At 52.5% G+C, this 17348-nt stretch carries 14 protein-coding genes, 1 tRNA gene and 1 pseudogene; 12 read left to right on the forward strand and 4 right to left on the reverse strand.

What is annotated here, in order from left to right; translation table 11 throughout:
• Window positions 1-12 precede the first annotated feature (12 nt).
• Window positions 13-2550, forward strand: a pseudogene (locus ACR0QW_RS03085) (excinuclease ABC subunit UvrA).
• 89 nt (window positions 2551-2639) lie between these two features.
• On the forward strand, window positions 2640-3848 hold the full coding sequence (locus ACR0QW_RS03090; protein WP_432642263.1) for a DUF819 domain-containing protein: 1209 nt from the start codon (window positions 2640-2642) through the stop codon (window positions 3846-3848).
• Between the two features lie 169 nt (window positions 3849-4017).
• Here the strand turns inward: ACR0QW_RS03090 and ACR0QW_RS03095 are convergent, their stop codons facing one another.
• Entirely contained in the window at window positions 4018-5748 is a 1731-nt protein-coding gene (locus tag ACR0QW_RS03095; RefSeq protein ID WP_432642264.1) for a [FeFe] hydrogenase, group A, read from the reverse strand.
• Entirely contained in the window at window positions 5742-7577 is a 1836-nt protein-coding gene (locus ACR0QW_RS03100) for an NAD(P)-binding protein (RefSeq protein ID WP_432642265.1), read from the reverse strand. Before ACR0QW_RS03100 ends, ACR0QW_RS03095 begins: the two co-directional genes overlap by 7 nt.
• A gap of 256 nt (window positions 7578-7833) precedes the next feature.
• Between ACR0QW_RS03100 and ACR0QW_RS03105 the strand changes: the two genes are divergently transcribed.
• The 3 genes from ACR0QW_RS03105 (at window position 7834) to ACR0QW_RS03115 (ending at window position 9774) form a co-directional block, all read left to right on the forward strand.
• A complete protein-coding gene (locus ACR0QW_RS03105; protein WP_432642266.1) occupies window positions 7834-8253 on the forward strand; it encodes an RrF2 family transcriptional regulator in 420 nt (139 codons plus the stop codon).
• A gap of 193 nt (window positions 8254-8446) precedes the next feature.
• Window positions 8447-9286, forward strand: coding sequence for a signal peptide peptidase SppA (gene sppA, locus ACR0QW_RS03110; protein ID WP_432642267.1), 840 nt, complete (start codon window positions 8447-8449; stop codon window positions 9284-9286).
• A 412-nt stretch (window positions 9287-9698) separates the two neighbouring features.
• Window positions 9699-9774: transfer RNA gene (locus ACR0QW_RS03115), tRNA-Ala, on the forward strand.
• A gap of 286 nt (window positions 9775-10060) precedes the next feature.
• On the opposite strand, the gene ACR0QW_RS03120 is transcribed toward ACR0QW_RS03115, so the two are convergent.
• Window positions 10061-11254: a tyrosine-type recombinase/integrase gene (locus tag ACR0QW_RS03120; RefSeq protein ID WP_432642268.1), complete on the reverse strand. Its 1194-nt coding sequence runs from the start codon at window positions 11252-11254 to the stop codon at window positions 10061-10063.
• 67 nt (window positions 11255-11321) lie between these two features.
• Complete coding sequence (locus tag ACR0QW_RS03125; RefSeq protein WP_432642270.1) at window positions 11322-12026, reverse strand: helix-turn-helix domain-containing protein; 705 nt, start codon at window positions 12024-12026, stop codon at window positions 11322-11324.
• A 62-nt stretch (window positions 12027-12088) separates the two neighbouring features.
• Here ACR0QW_RS03125 and ACR0QW_RS03130 point away from each other — a divergent pair, with 62 nt between their 5' ends.
• The 7 genes from ACR0QW_RS03130 (at window position 12089) to ACR0QW_RS03160 (ending at window position 17212) form a co-directional block, all read left to right on the forward strand.
• Window positions 12089-12304: a helix-turn-helix domain-containing protein gene (locus ACR0QW_RS03130; protein WP_416181697.1), complete on the forward strand. Its 216-nt coding sequence runs from the start codon at window positions 12089-12091 to the stop codon at window positions 12302-12304.
• Window positions 12305-12365: 61 nt separating this feature from the next.
• The gene (locus ACR0QW_RS03135; RefSeq protein WP_432642271.1) at window positions 12366-12605 is read left to right on the forward strand and encodes a hypothetical protein; all 240 of its coding nucleotides are present in this window, start codon (window positions 12366-12368) and stop codon (window positions 12603-12605) included.
• Between the two features lie 133 nt (window positions 12606-12738).
• Window positions 12739-13014, forward strand: coding sequence for a hypothetical protein (locus ACR0QW_RS03140; RefSeq protein WP_432642272.1), 276 nt, complete (start codon window positions 12739-12741; stop codon window positions 13012-13014).
• Window positions 12977-13186: a hypothetical protein gene (locus tag ACR0QW_RS03145; RefSeq protein ID WP_416181700.1), complete on the forward strand. Its 210-nt coding sequence runs from the start codon at window positions 12977-12979 to the stop codon at window positions 13184-13186. The genes ACR0QW_RS03140 and ACR0QW_RS03145 overlap by 38 nt, the downstream gene beginning before the upstream one ends.
• An 18-nt stretch (window positions 13187-13204) precedes the next feature.
• Window positions 13205-13363 (forward strand): hypothetical protein, encoded by a 159-nt coding sequence (locus ACR0QW_RS03150; protein WP_432642273.1) that lies wholly within the window; start codon window positions 13205-13207, stop codon window positions 13361-13363.
• A gap of 438 nt (window positions 13364-13801) precedes the next feature.
• Window positions 13802-16579 carry a DUF927 domain-containing protein gene (locus ACR0QW_RS03155; protein ID WP_432642274.1) on the forward strand — a complete coding sequence of 926 codons (2778 nt, stop codon included), beginning with the start codon at window positions 13802-13804 and terminating at the stop codon, window positions 16577-16579.
• 444 nt (window positions 16580-17023) lie between these two features.
• A complete protein-coding gene (locus ACR0QW_RS03160; RefSeq protein ID WP_432642275.1) occupies window positions 17024-17212 on the forward strand; it encodes a hypothetical protein in 189 nt (62 codons plus the stop codon).
• Window positions 17213-17348 lie beyond the last annotated feature (136 nt).

Below are 17348 nucleotides of genomic sequence, written 5' to 3' on the forward strand. Positions count from 1 at the left end.
TGTGAGGACACTATGACGGAAAACAAACCAGGCCTGCCCCAGTGTATCCAGGTCCGGGGCGCCAAAGTCCATAATTTGAAGAATATCGATGTGGATATCCCCCTGCACCGGATCGTGGGCATTGCCGGGGTCTCCGGTTCCGGCAAGTCGTCCCTGGCTCTGGGCATCCTGTATGCGGAAGGTTCCCGCCGGTATCTGGAATCCCTTTCTAGTTATACCCGCCGGCGAATGACCCAGGCGGAACGGGCGGAAGTAGAGGAGGTCCGCTATGTGCCGGCGGCTCTGGCTCTGCGCCAGCGTCCCGGTGTGCCGGGCATCCGTTCTACCTTTGGGACGCTGTCAGAGTTGTCCAATTCCCTGCGGCTCATGTTTTCCCGGCTGGCCAGCCACCGCTGCCCCAATGGCCATTACTGTCCGCCGTCCCTGGCTGTGGCCGCCATGCAGGAAATTACCTGTCCGGTGTGCGGTGCAAAATTCTACGGACCGGGGGCTGAGGATCTGGCCTTTAATTCCCGGGGTGCCTGTTCCACCTGCGGTGGTACGGGCATCACCAGCACTGTGGACGAATCTACCCTGATTACCGATGAGAACCTGTCCGTCGACCAGGGCGTGGTAGCTGTGTGGGGTACTCTTATGTGGTCCCTGATGAAGGACGTGTGCCGGGAAATGGGCGTGCGTACGGACGTGCCCTATAAGGACCTGACGGACCGGGAAAAGGATATTGTCCTCCATGGCCCCATGGTGAAGAAACATATCCACTATATGAACGAGAAATCCCACCAGATGGGGGAGTTGGACTTTACCTATTACAGTGCGGTGAATACCGTGAAGAATGCCCTGGCCAAGGTGAAGGACGAGAAGGGCATGAAACGGGTAGCCAGATACCTGAAGGAAGAGGTGTGCCCTGACTGCCACGGCACCCGCATGAGTGAAGCTGCCCGGGCGCCCCGGCTGCGGGGCATCGGATTGGACCAGGCATCGGCTCTGCCTCTCTCCGACCTGGTGGATTGGGTGAAGGGGGTTCCGGATACCCTGCCGGAAGAAATGCGCCCCATGGCCCAGAATATCTGCGAAGCGTTCCTGGACACGGCGAAACGGCTACTGGATCTGGGGCTGGGCTACCTTTCTCTGGACCGGGCGGCGGGCACTCTTTCTACCGGCGAACGGTAGCGGGTGCAGCTGGCCCGGGCAGTGCGGAACCGGACGACTGGGGTGCTCTATGTGCTGGATGAACCTTCCATCGGCCTTCACCCCTATAACCTGAAGGGCCTCACCGGGGTCATGGACGACCTGCTCGCTGATGGAAACTCCGTGGTGCTGGTGGATCACGATACCCAGGTGCTGCTCCATGCGGATCATCTGGTGGAAATGGGACCGGGAGCCGGTGCTGACGGGGGCCGGATCATCGCCCAGGGAACGATACGGGAACTGGAAAACAATCCGGAGTCTCTGATCGGTCCTTATCTGAAGGAAGAACAGCGGCTGGAAGGGGTCTCCGGGACTGTGCGGCAGGCGGAATACAAACGGCAGCGGCCTGTGCTGCCGGAAAAGGAACTGTTTGCTCGGGGAACCATCCATCTGGTGACGGGTCCCATCCATACGGTACAGTCCCTGGATGTGAAAATCCCCCAGGGGCGGCTCAGCGTGGTTACGGGGGTGTCCGGATCGGGGAAGACTACCATGGTCCTGGAAAGCCTGATCCCAGCTCTCCTGGCGAAAATCCAGGGGACAGAACTGCCGTCCCACGTGAAGAAAATCCAGGCTGAGGGCATCCGGCAGGTGAAGCTCATCGACGCCACGCCCATCGGCATCAATGTGCGCTCTACGGTGGCCACCTATGCAGGTATCCATAACGAACTGCGCAAGGTCTATGCCAGGCTGGCTGCCTCCCGGGAGCGGGGATACAAGGCTGGGGATTTTTCCTACAATACGGGGAAGCTGCGCTGCCCTACCTGTGATGGCACAGGGCAGATTACCCTGGATGTACAGTTTTTGCCCGATGTGGACATCCCCTGCCCGGACTGTCACGGTTCCCGCTACAGCCGGGAAGCCTATGGAATCCGGCGGAAGGGCGGAGACGGCAGGGAGTACAGCTTGCCGGAACTGATGAATGGGAGCGTGGACCAGGTGCTGGCGGTCTGCGGAGGGCTTTCCCTGGTGCAGAAACGGCTGCAGGTGCTCCACGACCTGGGATTGGGCTATCTGACGTTGGGAGAGGAAACTCCCGGCCTTTCTGGCGGGGAGGCCCAGCGGCTGAAACTGGCCAGCGAAATGGGCAAGGGACAGAAAGATTCGGTGTTCGTGTTTGACGAACCTACCATCGGTCTCCATCCCCGGGATGTGCGGACCCTGCTGGAAGTATTCCAGGGGCTCATCGATTTCGGAGCCACTGTGGTGGTCATCGAGCATGACCTGGATGTGATCCGCAACGCCGATTATATTGTCGACCTGGGACCCGGCGGCGGGCTGAAAGGCGGCCGGATTGTGGCCCAGGGGACGCCGGGTACTATCCGGAACTGTCCGGACAGTGTGACGGGAAGATATATCTGACGGGATTTTCCCCTTTCCATTTTTGTCGCAGAGAAGTATACTTAAGCGTATACTCGATTTTGACAACAATGAGGATGGGGGAATTTTTTATGACATCGCTGATCGGGCCGGAGAACATCTGGCTGCTCTTGAGCATTACCTGTGTGACCATTGCGGCGGCCATCTATCTGGAACAGAAATACGCCTGGGCGTCCCGGCTTTCGGGGGCGGTCATTGCCCTGATTTCTGCTGTGCTGCTGGTGAATCTGGGGGTGATTCCCAGCCATGCGCCTCTCTTTGATGACATCATCTGGGGATATGCAGTACCGGTGGCTATTCCTCTGCTGCTGCTCCAGGCCAATATAACCAAAATCTGGCAGGAAACGGGCCGGATGCTGTTCATCTTTCTGATCGGGGCTGTGGGGACCTTGAGCGGTGCCATGCTGGGCTATGTGCTCCTGGGAAGCCGGATTCCCGGTCTGGCCAAAGTGGCGGCCATGATGACCGGTTCCTATATCGGTGGCGGCGTGAATTTCGTGGCCCTGTCCGATGCCTTCAAGACCGGCGGCACTCTGGTGTCAGCTACGGTGGTGGCGGACAACCTGAACATGGCAGTGTACTTCCTGGTTCTGCTGAAATGCGTGGGCAGCGCTTTCTTCCGCAGTCATTACACCCATCCCCACATCGACCAGGTGGAAAAGACAGGCATGGGGAATGCGGAGACCCTGGCGGCTGCTTACTGGAGCCGGAAGGACATTTCTCTGAAGGATATCGCTCTGGATCTGATGTACGCAGTGGTGGTGGTCACCCTGAGCCGGGCCTTGGGGGCGGCTCTGGGGGCGGTGATCCCCGTGGACGGCGGTTTCACCAAGATGTGCAACACCTTCTTCAGCAGTCAGTACGTATGGATTACGCTGTTCTCCATGCTGTTTGCTACGTTCTTTGAAAAAGAGGCATCTAAGATGGCTGGTGCCCAGGAAATCGGTACTTACTTTATCTATATGTTTTTCTTTGCCATTGGGGTGCCGGCTTCCATTCCGGAAATCCTGCACAACGCACCTCTCCTGTTCGTGTTCTGCTTCATCATGGTGGTGGTGAACATGGCCTTCTGCTTCATCGGGGGCAAGCTGTTCCACTTTGATTTGGAGAACATTGTGCTGGCCTCTAACGCCAATATCGGCGGACCTACCACGGCGGCGGGCATGGCCATTTCCCAGGGGTGGGTGCAGCTGGTAGGACCCTCCATGCTGGTAGGGACCTTCGGCTACGTGATCGGGACGTATATCGGCATGGTGGTCGGAAGTCTGCTGGGAGCGTAGACGATAATATCCAGGGGCGTACCAGGAGATATTTTGCCTTCGGCAAAAATCTTGGCGCGCCCCTACGGATCATCAATCAGATTGTTGGTTTATTGCTGGCAACGACCCGCGAACCACCAGCCAGGAATCACGAAAAAGGCACTGTCGCATCGGGCGGCAGTGCCTTTTTTCATATCTTCCACGCAAAATGGTCTGTGTGGAGCAATTCTTCTGCTTTTTCGCTGAGGGGCTTGCCCAGAAATTCTTTGTAAAGCCGCTGGACCTGGGGATTCTCATGGGAATACCGCAGTTTGTTCTGCTGGTCCAGACTGTGGAGCTGTTCGCCCCGTACTTCCTGGAAGTCTTCGTCGTCCCGGGGGACGGGCTGGCCTCCACCGCCGGCACAACCACCGGGACAGGCCATGACCTCTACGAAATCGTAGTGGACATGCTTTTTCTTCAGGGCCTGCATCAGCTTCCGGGTGTTGGACAGCCCGCTGACGGCGGCACATCGGATGGTCTTGTCGGCAATGGTGTATGTGGCCTGGCGCAGGGCCGGGCCGGTACGGATGTCCTTGAACATGTCCGGATCCGGGTTGCGGCCGGTGAGCTGGGCATAGGCTGTCCGCAGGGCGGCTTCCATGACCCCGCCGGTGGTGCCAAAAATGGTGCCGGCGCCGGTGAAGGTCCCCATGGGGTCATCCAGGGGTTCATCGGGCAGCCGGGCGGGATCCAGCCGGTCGGCCCGCAGCATCCGGATCAGCTCCCGGGTGGTCAGTACCAGGTCCACATCGGGCCCGTGGACGGTGCTCATGGTGGGCAGGGCACATTCGGCCTTCTTGGCCAGACAGGGCATGATGGACACACAGTACAGCTTTTCCGGGGGTACGCCCAGCTGTTGAGCCAGCCAGGTCTTGGCAATGGCTCCGAACATCTGCTGGGGAGATTTGGCGGTGGACAGGTGACCGGTAAGCTCCGGATACTGGCCTTTCAGGAACCGCACCCAGCCCGGGCAGCAGCTGGTGAACATGGGATACTCCTTCGTTTCGCCGTTGCTGAATCGTTCTAGGAATTCACTGGCTTCCTCCATGATGGTCAGATCCGCCGCAAAGGTGGTGTCGTATACATGGTCGAAGCCCAGACGGCGCAGGGCCGCTGCCAGCTTGCCGATAGTGGCTGCCTCCCGGGGCAGACCGAAACATTCATACCAGGCTGTCCGTACCGCCGGAGCTACCTGCACGATGGTCACTTTGTCCGGATTGGCCAGGGCCTCATAGAGCTTGTCTGTATCGTCCCGTTCCCGCAGGCCCGCCACCGGGCAATGAAGGATGCACTGTCCGCACAGGGTGCAGTCGGAATCTTTGATGACCCGGTTATTGGATACATCGATGGTGGTACGGCTGCCGGTGCCGGCCACATCCCAGATATGCATATCCTGGATCTTGCTGCACACCTGGATGCAGCGCATGCATTTGATACATTTGTTGTAATCGTGGAACAGGGGGAATGTGGTGGTCCAGGCCCGGCGCAGGCCTTTGGGCAGCTGTTCCTGATAAGGATTGTCGTGGATGCCCAGACCGTTGGCGATGTCCTGCAGCCGGCAGTTCCCGCTGCGTACACAGGTGGCGCACCGGCAGTCATGCTGAGACAGGATCAGTTCTACGTTGATTTTCCGGGTCTGCCGGGCCCGGGGTGAATTGGTGTGGACCACCATGCCCTCCCGTACAGGGCTGTTGCAGGCAGTGACCATGGCGTGTTCGCCTTCCACTTCCACACAGCATACCCGGCAGGCGGCAATTTCGTTCAGCCCTTTCAGATAGCACAGGTGGGGGATCACGATGTGGGCCTGGCGGGCGGCTTCCATAATGGTGGTGCCTTCCGGCACCTGGATTTTTTGGTTGTCGATGGTGCAGGTTACCATTCCCGGTTCCTCCCTCCTTTGAAGCTGCCGTACCCGAAGTGGTCACAGCGCAGACAGCGGCTGGACTCCTGCAGGGCTTCTTCGGGAGTCATGCCTTCGCTGACCAGCTGGAAATTGCCTTCGCAGTGGGGCGTGCAGTGCTGTTTCAGGTTCACTCGGCCGCAGGGCGGCGTGTTGGTGAAGTGAGCAGGCGGGATGTCCACCTGGCAGGTGATGCGGTGGTGGAAGCCCAGGAAGGAATCGATGTTGTCCGCAGCCACTTTGCCTGCTGCCACGGCTTTGATTACAGTAGCCGGACCGGACACCGCATCTCCGCCGGCGAAAATGTTGCCCAGGCCGGGCACGCTGCTGGAAAGGTCCGCCTGAATGGTGCCCCGTTTGGTGGTGACGCCGATGGCTTCAAAAGGCTCCGTGACGATGGCCTGGCCGATGGCGATGATCAGGCAGTCGCAGGGGAATCGGCGTTCCGGCAGGTCGGCCTTGATGGGACTGGGTCTGCCCTTGTGGTCGTAGAGACCGATGTGCTGGGGCTGGGTGATGAGCGCCGCCACGTGGCCGGCCTTATCCACTTCGATGCGGGAAGGGGCCTCCAGGGTGACAATTTCACACCCTTCCGCCATGGCTGCCTCTATCTCTTCCGGCAGGGCCGTCATGTCTTCCTGACGCCGGCGGTAGATGCACTGCACTGAGGCGGCACCCAGTCGTTTGGCTGTCCGGGTGGCATCCATGGAAACGTTGCCGCCGCCGATGATGCAGACCCGCTTGCCTGTCAGGTCGGGGATGTGCCCTTCGCCGATGTCCCGCAGCAGCCGCACGGCACTGTAGACTCCGGGGGCATCTTCATGTTCCAGGTGGAGTTTCTTGTCACTGTGGGCTCCGATGGCGATGTACACGGCATCGTACTGCTTCTGCAGATCGGCTACCGGCAGATCCTTCCCTACAGATACGTCTGTATGGATCTGGATGCCCGTGCTCAGGATGTAGTCCAGGTCCCGGTCCAGTACATCCAGGGGCAGACGGTAGTCAGGGATGCCGTAGCGCAGCATGCCGCCCAGCTTGGGACGCTGTTCGTATACAGTGACGGCATGGCCCATGAGGGACAGGTAGTAGGCCGCTGTCAGTCCGCCTGGACCACCGCCGATCACCGCTACGGTCTTGCCCGTAGCCGGTGCCGGATCCGGTGCCTTTGCCCGTTTGGAATGATCTACGGCGAACCGCTTCAGACCGCAGATGTTCACCGGGGCATCTACCATCATCCGGCGGCAATGGTGCTCGCAGGGATGCTCACAGACATAGGCGCAGGCTGAAGGAAAAGGATTGTCCTTGCGGATCAGGGCCATGGCGTCATCGTAGTGGCTTTCCCGGATCAGAGCGATGTAGCCCGGTACGTCCACATGGGCCGGGCACACGGACACGCAGGGAACCGGGTGGCTCAGCTCGCAGATGCAGCGGCCGGTGAGGATGTGTTCCTCATAGTCTTCCCGGAAGCCACGGACCCCTTTCAGCACCATGTAGGCGGCTTCATAGCCGATGGCACAGTCCGATGAATCGGCGATCACCTGGGCTGTCCGTTCGATCAGGTCGATGGTGTCCAGCGTGGCCGTGCGGTCCAGGACGCTTTCGATAAGCACCGCCAGCTGGCCCAGCCCTACCCGGCAGGGCACACATTTGCCGCAACTCTGGGCGTGGCAGAAACGCAGGAAGTTCAGGGCCATATCCACCGGACACAGACCTGGTGAACTGGCACTGATCCTGCGGTGCATATCCTGGTATAAGCCGTTCAGGACAGTCTGGGCCCTGCCCGGCGTTTCGATTTGTAAGCGACTCACAGCATTCTCCCCCTCTTATGGAACCAAATCCACAGGAACATATGAAAAATAAACAGAACTATTTCTATTTTACCTTTTACGGGGGAAATGTGTCAATCAACGGGACGGAAAAATCTGATAAATTTTGGAATCATCTGGCATACCGCATCGTTAATAAGAAAATAAAATTCCTACAGATAAGTAGGATTTACCCTTCCTTTTTTCTATAAGCTATAGTACAATTATAGGAAATGAAATCTGTGCGAGGAGGAAATCCATGAAAATCTCTACCAAAGGACGGTACGCACTGCGGCTGATGATCGACCTGGCCATAAACGGGACCGAATCCTTTGTACCTATCAAAAGCGTGTCACAACGACAGGAAATATCGGAAAAATATCTGGAACAGATCATTACCCAGCTCTCCCGCGCCAAACTGGTGAAAAGCGCAAGAGGAGCCCAGGGGGGCTATAAACTGGTACGGGATCCCAAAGATTACACCGCAGGGGAGATCCTTCGGGCTGTAGAAGGGTCTCTGGCACCCGTGGCCTGTCTGGAACCGGGCCATGCCATCTGCAACAGAGCGGCCCACTGCGTGACCCTGGATTTGTGGAAGGAAATCCAGGACGCCATCGATAACATCGTGGACAATACTACTTTGGCCGATCTGGTGGAAAAACAGAAAGAGAAAATGTAAAGGAATACCCCCGAGTCGTAGTTTCGGGGGTATTTGTGCAAGTATATCCTTTTTTCTTTTGGTTTACTCATTCTAAGGCTGAAAGGGCTTGAAAGGCAACTTGCGGAATTTTGTTTCAGAGCTTCTTGCTAAGGATGTTTATTCTGGTAAAATAAGAGAAATGAATGGGCACCAACCAAAAGGAGACTGTGTGATGTTTGAGAAACTGAAAAAACTGCGAAAGAAGAATAAAAAGGTCATGGCTATCCTGCCCCTGACCGATGTAATCAGTGCTACCAGTGAAGGGACAGTGCGAAAGGAAGGGGGTTCCCAGGAAATCCTGGATTTTCTCTATGACTTGCTGGACAGGAACGAGCGTGTGGACGGACTCCTGTTGCGCATGGATACGCCGGGCGGGGCCGCAGGCGCTTCTGAGGAAATCGCGGAACTAGTGGCACGGGTCAAGCTGGAACGGCAGATTCCGGTGGTGGTGTCCATTGCGGACATCTGTTGCAGCGGCGGTTATATGATTGCCTGTTGTGCCGATGAAATCTTTGCCAATAAGGGCAGCATGACCGGTTCCATCGGCTGTATTCTGCAGCTTCCCAATTATCAGCGTCTGGCAGAAAAAGCAGGTGTCACTACGATTACCATCAAAGCCGGAAAAATGAAGGATATCGGGAATCCCATGCGGCCGATGACAGAAGAAGAGCGTGTATACCTGGAGGCGTTCGCTCAGGAAACCTATGAGGTGTTCAAGGCCCATGTGCTGGAGTACCGTCCCCAGATTAAGAATCAGGAAGAGATGTTTGACGGCCGCCCTGTGGGAGCAGTCCTGGCCAGGGAAAACGGGCTGATTGACAGCTTCGGTGGTTATTACGACGCCTATGACGCCCTGCTGCATAAAATGGGCGAGGAGGATGACCACAATGTGGAAATCAATGAACTGGTCAGCAAACCCGGACTTCTGCGTCGTCTTTTGAAGAGTGAACTGGGACTGTCCCCGCAGAACCTTCTGCAGCAGCTTTTAAAACCGTTTCTGCAGCGATGCTAAAAAGACAAAATAAGGCAGTGCATATCTTTTCTGAAGCTGGTGTTCGCCTTCTTTTCGCTTGACTACACTGCTGTTATCTGGCATATTGCTGCCCAAGAAATCACCAGTACGGTATTCCGGTAAGGATAGTGATAGCCGATTCCCGGTATACCAGCTGGTGCTTTTTCATCTATGCACTGCCATGCCATGTACAGCCGTTTGATGCGCTGTGCTGATTTGTGGAAAGTTGGCAAAACGATATAAAAGAAACGATTCAAGAGTGCAAGAAGCAATTTGAAATGAATAAATTTAAAGGTATAGATTGGTAATAACGTGAATCCCCTGTTCTGGGAAAGATAAGTACGGTAATAAGTACGGTTTTTTCCGTTTTTCCTTGCGCACATTTCGGAGAAGCGCTATAATACTACGTATTGGGGCATTAGCTCAGCTGGGAGAGCGCAAGGTTCGCAATCTTGAGGTCAGGGGTTCGATCCCCCTATGCTCCACCAGTTGCCTGTAGCGAAACGGCCAGTATTTCAAAGTGTTTCAAACCTAGTAACCGTGCGGGTTTGAGGGTTTAGAAAGCACTTTGAAGTATTTCAAGCCGTTTCTTTTTTTATGCCTGTTTTGCGCACTTTTTGCGCACTTTTGCCAAACTGGCCAGTCAGCATTTTGCGCACTTTTTTGAAGTCTGTAGAGCCGCACCCGTTCTAGGGTTGCGGCCTTTTTTTGCGCATTTTTTGACAGCGTGAAACGGCTTTTAACAGCTAATTTTTGCGCACTTTTGCGCACTTTTCACAGTGTAATCTTTTCCAGGCAAGAATCTAATTGATCCTTCATTTCTTGCGTTACGTGGGTATAGACCGACAGCGTTACTTTAGGATCGCTATGGCCTACTCTCTGCATTATGGCTTTCACAGGAACCCCCATGGCGGCCAACATGGAAATGTGGGTGTGCCGGAATATATGGGAACTGATACGTTTCCCCGGAATGTGGATTTCCCGTAACAGGCGGTTTATATAGTGCCGGTCTAATGGGTATCCCGTATCCGTGGTGAATATATAGCCCCTGTCCTTATAGTTTGTGCAAAGACTGTTTCCCGATTTCCCCCACCGTGCAAGGCGTTTGTTGTCGGTAATGAACCATTCCAGAATCTGCACGGCCCGCAAACTCAAATCAATGGTACGGTATGAAGTTCTGGTTTTGGGTGTTCCCCGTTGGATCTCTTCACCGTTTTTGACGTTGCCGACAATCGTACCAGTAACCGACAGTTCCCGTTTATCCAGATCAAGATCCTGTCGGCGTAAGGCCAACAGTTCCCCACACCGTAGGCCGGTCAAGGAAATAAATTCCATGGCCAGGCCAACACGAAAGTTTTTCTCTTTCAGTTGATCCAGACAATTTTTCAATTCGTCCCGATCCAGGAACTTATCATTGCTTTTTTCCAGTTCGGCGGCTGTGGCGGCACGGCGTTTCAGTGTGATTTCTTCAAAGTCGCTTATATTCTGGATATAGCCGGCCTTTTTGGCGTACCGCATAGCGGCTTTCACGGTGATCTGTAGCGACTTGCAATAGTTGAAAGACAGCTTATCCAGGTAGTAGTAACGGAACAGTAATTTTTCCGCTACCGGGGCCGTGAAGTCTTTGAACAGGATATGTTGCGGCAAGCCGGCCAGGATCTTTCGAATGTATAAATCATGGTTGACGTGGGTATTTGGTTTGACCCGCATATCCGTGATTTCTTGCCATTCCCTTAATACCGTTTCAAGCCTCAATGCCTGGATACGGGCGGCCTGTTCCGTTTGGCCGTTATCCTGCATTTTCTCGAACTTATCCCGCAACAGTTGGGCCGCCACTTTTTGGGTGTGGGCGTTGCGGCTGTTCAGCGTGACAGACAGAGAAATATATTTCCCTGTACTTTCATCCTGGAAGCGTTCCCGGTATAGATACCTGGTTCCCTTGCCATTCTCTTTTTTGGTAATCCACATAATTTTCCTTCTCTCCCGTTGCTCATTGTGCCCCTGCATAGATCCATAGAGTTGGGAGAAAGGCAGATCATTTATTAGGATTAAACAAGATACTGTAGCCTAATGAATAATCAATAGGTAGTGCGTTTGGATATTTTTTATTGATTTTGCAAATAATCATATTTGAAATATTACGGGCAAAGTCACCCTGTAAATCATCGGGTAAGTAAGGGAACATAACCCCATTTTCATCAAATCGTAAATCAATTTCAGTATCGCAAAATCTCTCATCATCATCAGTATTACAAGCCAAACTAAACGAAACACGACCAATAGAGGCAATAGAAGATTTAAACCTTATTTCACCAGTACAAAAGGCCGGATAACAATCTTGTAATTGTAATGGTATATGATTGGGCTTGCCGTCCTTTGGTAATTGTTTTTCGTCAATATCGGTAATTTCGAGTGTATCAATCTCGACATCATAAAAATAAAGTAAATCTTCAATACTACAACGGAAATAGGAACACAGTTTATTAATGGTATCAAAGTTCATTCCTTTACTGGTTCCATAATATAAGGCTGTTAGTGTAGGCCTAGATATTTTTGTATCCTTGCATACATCGGCGATTTTGAGCCTTTTATTTGACATGAGGTGGTTCAATCTGACAAATATCATTGCCGCACCTTCCTTTCTACAAACTTCTACTATAGTATAAACTATGCTTTCCATTTTTTCAATGAAAGCTTGACAAATGAAAAGAGATTTTGTATGATGTTCTTGTGAAAACATAAAGCATACTTTCCATTTTGGAAACGACTTGATGTTTGGCCGATTGAAGGGGGGTGATCTGGATGGACAGAAGTTTTACTGTTGAGATGGGCAAAGTCTATGAATTGGCCCAAAACAAATTTTGGACGATTGCAGAATTAGGGCGCAAGGCACAAATTTCCCTTGCAACGATTTATGCACTAAAAGCCAAACGGCGTAAGGCTAGCACCTTAACCGTGAAGAAACTGGCGGCCGCCCTGGATGTTTCCCCGACCGACATTGTAGAGAAGGACAACTAATGGAAGCCCCTGCAAGGATCCATAGAGTTGGGAGAAAGGAAACCCGAAAGGGGGTGAAAGTATGTTGCATGAAGTGACCGTAAGGGTTGACGACTACGGGGAATTTTGGGTGCAGCCAAAACATTTGGTCAAACAGTACCAAATGACCCGGCCCACCATTTGGCGGCTGTTGAAGAAAATGCGGGCGTTGCCCCAATACAAGCTGTCTTTTCTGGATCTGTCCCCAAACTTGAAACTGGTACGGGCGAAAGATTTTCTTGAATTTCTTCATGGTCAGAATCTGGCCTACATGAAGGAATGAAGGCTTCCCAACACGATTACAGAAAATGAAAGGCCGCCCCTATAGAACTACATAGGAAGCGGCGGAAATTTTCCTGTAGCGCACCGGGAAGCGCACAGAGAAGCAGGAACAGTATTGGAAGGGGGTGAATTTGATGGCAACGACTATTAGGGTAGTGATCCCGGATGTTGAAGGGCCTTCCATGGCAAAAGCCATTCGCAAAAAGTGCCTGGACTGTTCCGGGGGCTACACCAATGAAGTGCGTGATTGTTGGGCAACGAATTGCCCGTTGTTCCCGTATCGGTTCGGGGCCAATCCAAAGGCGGCAATCAGAGCGTTGCAGAAAACCTATACCGTGGACGTGATCCAGGTAGGGAAGGAAGGGGGACAGCATGGAACGTATCAAGCTGACAGCGGAACAGGCCGATAAACTGGATTTACTTCTAGCGGCGAACACACGGTTCCATGAATTGTTATTGGTATACCGCATTGTGAAAGACGGCGGGTTGTGGCCAGAACAGGAAACGGCCCTGTTGCTCAAAGTATCGGCCGCGGAATCGTTGGTAAAGCAACGGAAAGAGGAACTATTCAGTATTGAGTAAAGAAAGGCGGGTATCTCGGTGAAAGACGTTTGCAAAGAGATCGTGGAAACGGCCCTGGAACCGTTCGTGAAGAAAGGCGACATTACCGGGGATGAAATGTTTAAGGCAATGGCCAAAATTGCGGTAGAGTGTTACCGCCGGGGCGTGAAGGACGGGAAGGCGGCAAAGAATGAATGAACGGGTTCAACTGAACCAGGAACAGAAAAAGAGTGTGGCCAAAGTCTTGAACGCGTGCATTGCTCATGGCGTGGCCTGTGGAATCTGTTTCATGTGCAAGCGGTACGGATTGAACCGCACTTGTCAGTATGCCGATTATACACAAATGACGGGCGAATACAGTACGAAATTTAGGACTGATAATTGTGCCGTATTGGCCTACATGAAACGGGAAGGCTATCCCGGCCCGCTTGAATTTTGCGTGGCAAACGATTTTGACGGACTCGCGGAACACGTGCTAGGGCTGACAAGTCACAAATAAAAAGAAACCGTCATGAATGAGCGACCATTCACAACGGTTATTAGGGTAAAAATTCCGACCGGGGTTTTTGCCCTAGTTCTTTATTATAACGGATTTAACAGCTTGCAACAACTGGTAACATAAACGAGGTTTTGAACATGAGATATACTCTTGAAGATATTTTAGCAAAAATGCCAGGCTCACACAAGCAACACGGGGACGAATGGGAAACAGGTTGCCCGGTGTGCGGTAGTGACCACCATTTGTATTTCAAAGACAACGGCGGCCAGATCCTGGCAAATTGTCAGCATTGCGGGGCAACGTTGCCCAAAGTATTAGAAGCGGCGGGGATGAAGGGCGGCAATGGATTCACGGCCGGGCGGCACACGGGGCGATTTGATTTCAACGCTACAAATCAGCACCAGGGCCAGGCGAAACCTAAAAAGGCGGCAAAGCCTAAAGACCATGGCCGTATTATTGAAAATACGCACCGTGCCCACATCTACAGGAATCCAGATGGAACAGAAGCCTATTGGAAAGATCGTAAAAAATACGAGGATGGGCACAAAGAGTTTTACTTCTTTCATTCGGGAGCCGATGGGGAAGAAGTCAAAGGGAAACCAGAGAATTGTAATAACCTGTATCACCTGGATAAACTGGAACAGGCCGCACCAGATACGCCCCTGTATATCGTTGAAGGGGAAAAGTGCGTGGAAGCGATGGCGGCGGCGGGCTTCCTGGCAACGACTACGAACAGGGGCGCAAAAGCCCCGGGCTTATCGGACACCGACAAACACTATATCGAAAAATTCCAGACTAAGATCATGATCCCGGATAACGATGAACCGGGGCGGCGGTACGCGGCGGCCTGGAAGGATTTGGGCGCACGGGTTTTGGATCTTTCCACCATTTGGCCAGAGATTCCCGAAAAGGGCGATATTGCCGACTATCTGGCGGCGGGCGGTGATCCAGAGAAGATTAGAAACTATCAGTTCCCCGAACAACCAGAAGGCCAGGACGTGGAAGGCCAGGAAGAAGAACCAGACGGCCAGGAAGAACAGGAAGGGGCGGATCTGGAACCAGACGGCGGCCAGGGGGAAGAACTGACAGAGGAATATTTTTCTAGCCTGGAAGTTGATGAACTGTTTAGCCGGGATCTGCTTCTAAAAATTTGTGCAATCAAAGACCCTGTGGAAAAGGCCAATGTTGAAAGACGTGCCAGGGCCAGGGCCGGGGCGTTCCATTGTGTGAACGACTTCAAAAAGGCTTACAAAGCGGTTACAAATGAACTAGGAAAGCAGAAGGCGGAACAGATCCGCGAAAACCCGACAGCGGAAAGTCTGACGGCCTTCACGGGTCAACCGCTAGCGTTACGGCGGGGCGAATGGGTGTGCAATGATAGAGGGGTAAGGAAAGAAACGGAACTTGCTGACGGGACTCCGAAATGGATAGTGATCTCCCCAATTCCTGTAATGCCTTCAGCCCTGTATGAGAATAAGGAAGATGGCACAGAAAAAATTGAATTGGCCTATAGTAAGGCCGGGCGTTGGCGTTCCTTCATTGTGCCGCGTTCTGACGTTGCCAACAAAAACAGAATCGTGGCACTAGCTGACAAGGGCCTGGAAGTCACGACTACAACGGCCAGTAGCCTGGTGAATTACATTGCCGATATGGTGAACTTGAACCGGGACAAATTGCCACAAACGGCCAGTATCGGCCACATGGGTTGGACAACGTGGGGCGAGTTTGTCCCCTATGTTGATCCTAAACAGCTTGTACTTGATTGCGGCGACCAATACGCGCCGTTGGTGAAGGCCATTCAGCCCCGGGGAACCCTGGAACAATGGTTAGAGATTGTGCGGCCCCTGCTAGTGAATCCGAACGTAAGAATGATCGTTGCCGCGAGTCTGGCAAGCGCGCTTGTCGGGCAACTCAATAAATTACCGTTTATATTCCATTTGTGGGGCGGCACAGAAGTAGGCAAGACGGTTGCACTTGAGGTAGCGGCCAGTGTGTGGGGCAATCCTGGAAACGCCAATTTTGTTGGGTCTCTCAACAGCACCATAAACTACTTGATGGAAAAGATGGCCTTCCTGCATAGTATCCCGGTATTCGGTGATGAATTACAGACCATTAAAGAAATAGGCGGCAATTATGATAGGCTGATTTACACGGTAACAGAAAAGAAAAGCCGGGGGCGGCTCAAGTCTGACGCCAACATGAAAAAACTGCTTTCATGGAACAATTGTCTTATTACAAATGGGGAAGATCCCATTACACAGGATAACAGCGGCGGCGGGGCCGTGAACCGTGTCATTGAAGTGGAATGTAAAGAATCTCTTTTTGCTGACCCGCAAAAGGTAGTGAATGAGATTTCAGAGTGCTACGGCGTATTAGGCCCGGCCTTCACGGAATGGGCTATATATAGCAAGCATGATAACGAGGTTATCTATAAACAGTATGTGAAAGACCTGGCGGCGGTGAACGCTACAGGGAAACAAGCCGGGGCGGCGGCCCTTATGCTGACGGCCTACAGTTTGTTTCAATCGAAAGTACAGGGCGTTCCGGGGCTGACTGTCGAGGACGTGAAAGCGGGTATCAAGACAGTGCAGGAAGTGGACGTTGCAGAGCGTGCCTATAATTACGTAGTGGAACAGATTGAACTGAACCGTTTGAAGTTTTATGGCCGTGGTAATGAGCCTAGAAACGGGGAAGTTTGGGGAAAATTAGAAATTGATCGAGCAATCATCCTTACCGCCGCATTGAAGAAGATCCTTGCAGAAAAAGGCTATTCATTGAAGGCGGTACGCGGCAAATGGTTGGAAAAGGGGCGTTTGCAACGCGGCCCCGCTGACCGTTGGGCCTGGACTCATTATTTTGGCGAATACGACAGCGGGAACGCCTACGAATTATCGTTGCCCAAACCTGTAGAATAAAGACCGTAGAGCGAAACAGCCAAAATGTAAACAATGTAAACAAATTGTAGAGAAACGGACAGACCCGAAACCCGCATGGAAACTAGGCTTTTGGACGTTTCTTTACAATGTTTACAATATTTACAATAAATAATATATAGATATAGAGAAAAATTATTTTGTGTGATTGCCGTACCGTTTTACGCTATTCACATTTTTCTTTATTTCTATAGGCGTATATCCACAAAAAAAGTGTAAATAATGTAAAGAAAAGCCATAGAGCAAGGCGGGGCGCGGGTTTTCATCTCTACACTTTGTCTACATTCGGCCGAAATATTTACAGTAAAATGTAGAGAATTTGTTTTTGCAACGATGAACGGGGGGTATGGCTCAGAAAATCCAGGGCGAAAAACGACATTCGCAAATGGGTTTTGTTCTTTTTTGAATGAAAGGAGAAATATTACAATGATTTATACTGACATTGAGAAGGAAAACGGCGGGTTTATTGATTCAGATGATTTCTTTGATCGTGCCGACCCGGATACCCTGGAAGATACCATTATGGAAATGCCAGAAGGATCAACTTTCCAGGATCTTTATGATGAATACGAGGACAGAACGGGCGGCGACTTCCTGGAACGGGACGAATGGTAACAGTAAGTGAATAGGGGCGGGGTGATCCCGTCCCTTTTTATTCGGCAACGATGAAGGGAGTACCCAATGGACGCAATAAGTAAAACGGTATTGTGGTTGAAGCATTATAGAGCCTGGAAAGCGTTTGCACAGCATA

Origin of the sequence: Acidaminococcus sp., assembly GCF_050873445.1 — a bacterium.
Lineage (GTDB): Bacteria > Bacillota > Negativicutes > Acidaminococcales > Acidaminococcaceae > Acidaminococcus.

Excerpts from the sequence above, each read along its gene's own strand:
- ACR0QW_RS03090 (WP_432642263.1), top strand. The coding sequence starts at position 2,640 with ATGACATCGCTGATCGGGCCGGAGAACATCTGGCTGCTCTTGAGCATT.
- ACR0QW_RS03095 (WP_432642264.1), bottom strand. The coding sequence starts at position 5,748 with ATGGTAACCTGCACCATCGACAACCAAAAAATCCAGGTGCCGGAAGGC.
- ACR0QW_RS03105 (WP_432642266.1), top strand. The coding sequence starts at position 7,834 with ATGAAAATCTCTACCAAAGGACGGTACGCACTGCGGCTGATGATCGAC.
- sppA (WP_432642267.1), top strand. The coding sequence starts at position 8,447 with ATGTTTGAGAAACTGAAAAAACTGCGAAAGAAGAATAAAAAGGTCATG.
- ACR0QW_RS03120 (WP_432642268.1), bottom strand. The coding sequence starts at position 11,254 with ATGTGGATTACCAAAAAAGAGAATGGCAAGGGAACCAGGTATCTATAC.
- ACR0QW_RS03125 (WP_432642270.1), bottom strand. The coding sequence starts at position 12,026 with ATGTTTTCACAAGAACATCATACAAAATCTCTTTTCATTTGTCAAGCT.
- ACR0QW_RS03130 (WP_416181697.1), top strand. The coding sequence starts at position 12,089 with ATGGACAGAAGTTTTACTGTTGAGATGGGCAAAGTCTATGAATTGGCC.
- ACR0QW_RS03135 (WP_432642271.1), top strand. The coding sequence starts at position 12,366 with ATGTTGCATGAAGTGACCGTAAGGGTTGACGACTACGGGGAATTTTGG.
- ACR0QW_RS03140 (WP_432642272.1), top strand. The coding sequence starts at position 12,739 with ATGGCAACGACTATTAGGGTAGTGATCCCGGATGTTGAAGGGCCTTCC.
- ACR0QW_RS03145 (WP_416181700.1), top strand. The coding sequence starts at position 12,977 with ATGGAACGTATCAAGCTGACAGCGGAACAGGCCGATAAACTGGATTTA.
- ACR0QW_RS03155 (WP_432642274.1), top strand. The coding sequence starts at position 13,802 with ATGAGATATACTCTTGAAGATATTTTAGCAAAAATGCCAGGCTCACAC.
- ACR0QW_RS03160 (WP_432642275.1), top strand. The coding sequence starts at position 17,024 with ATGATTTATACTGACATTGAGAAGGAAAACGGCGGGTTTATTGATTCA.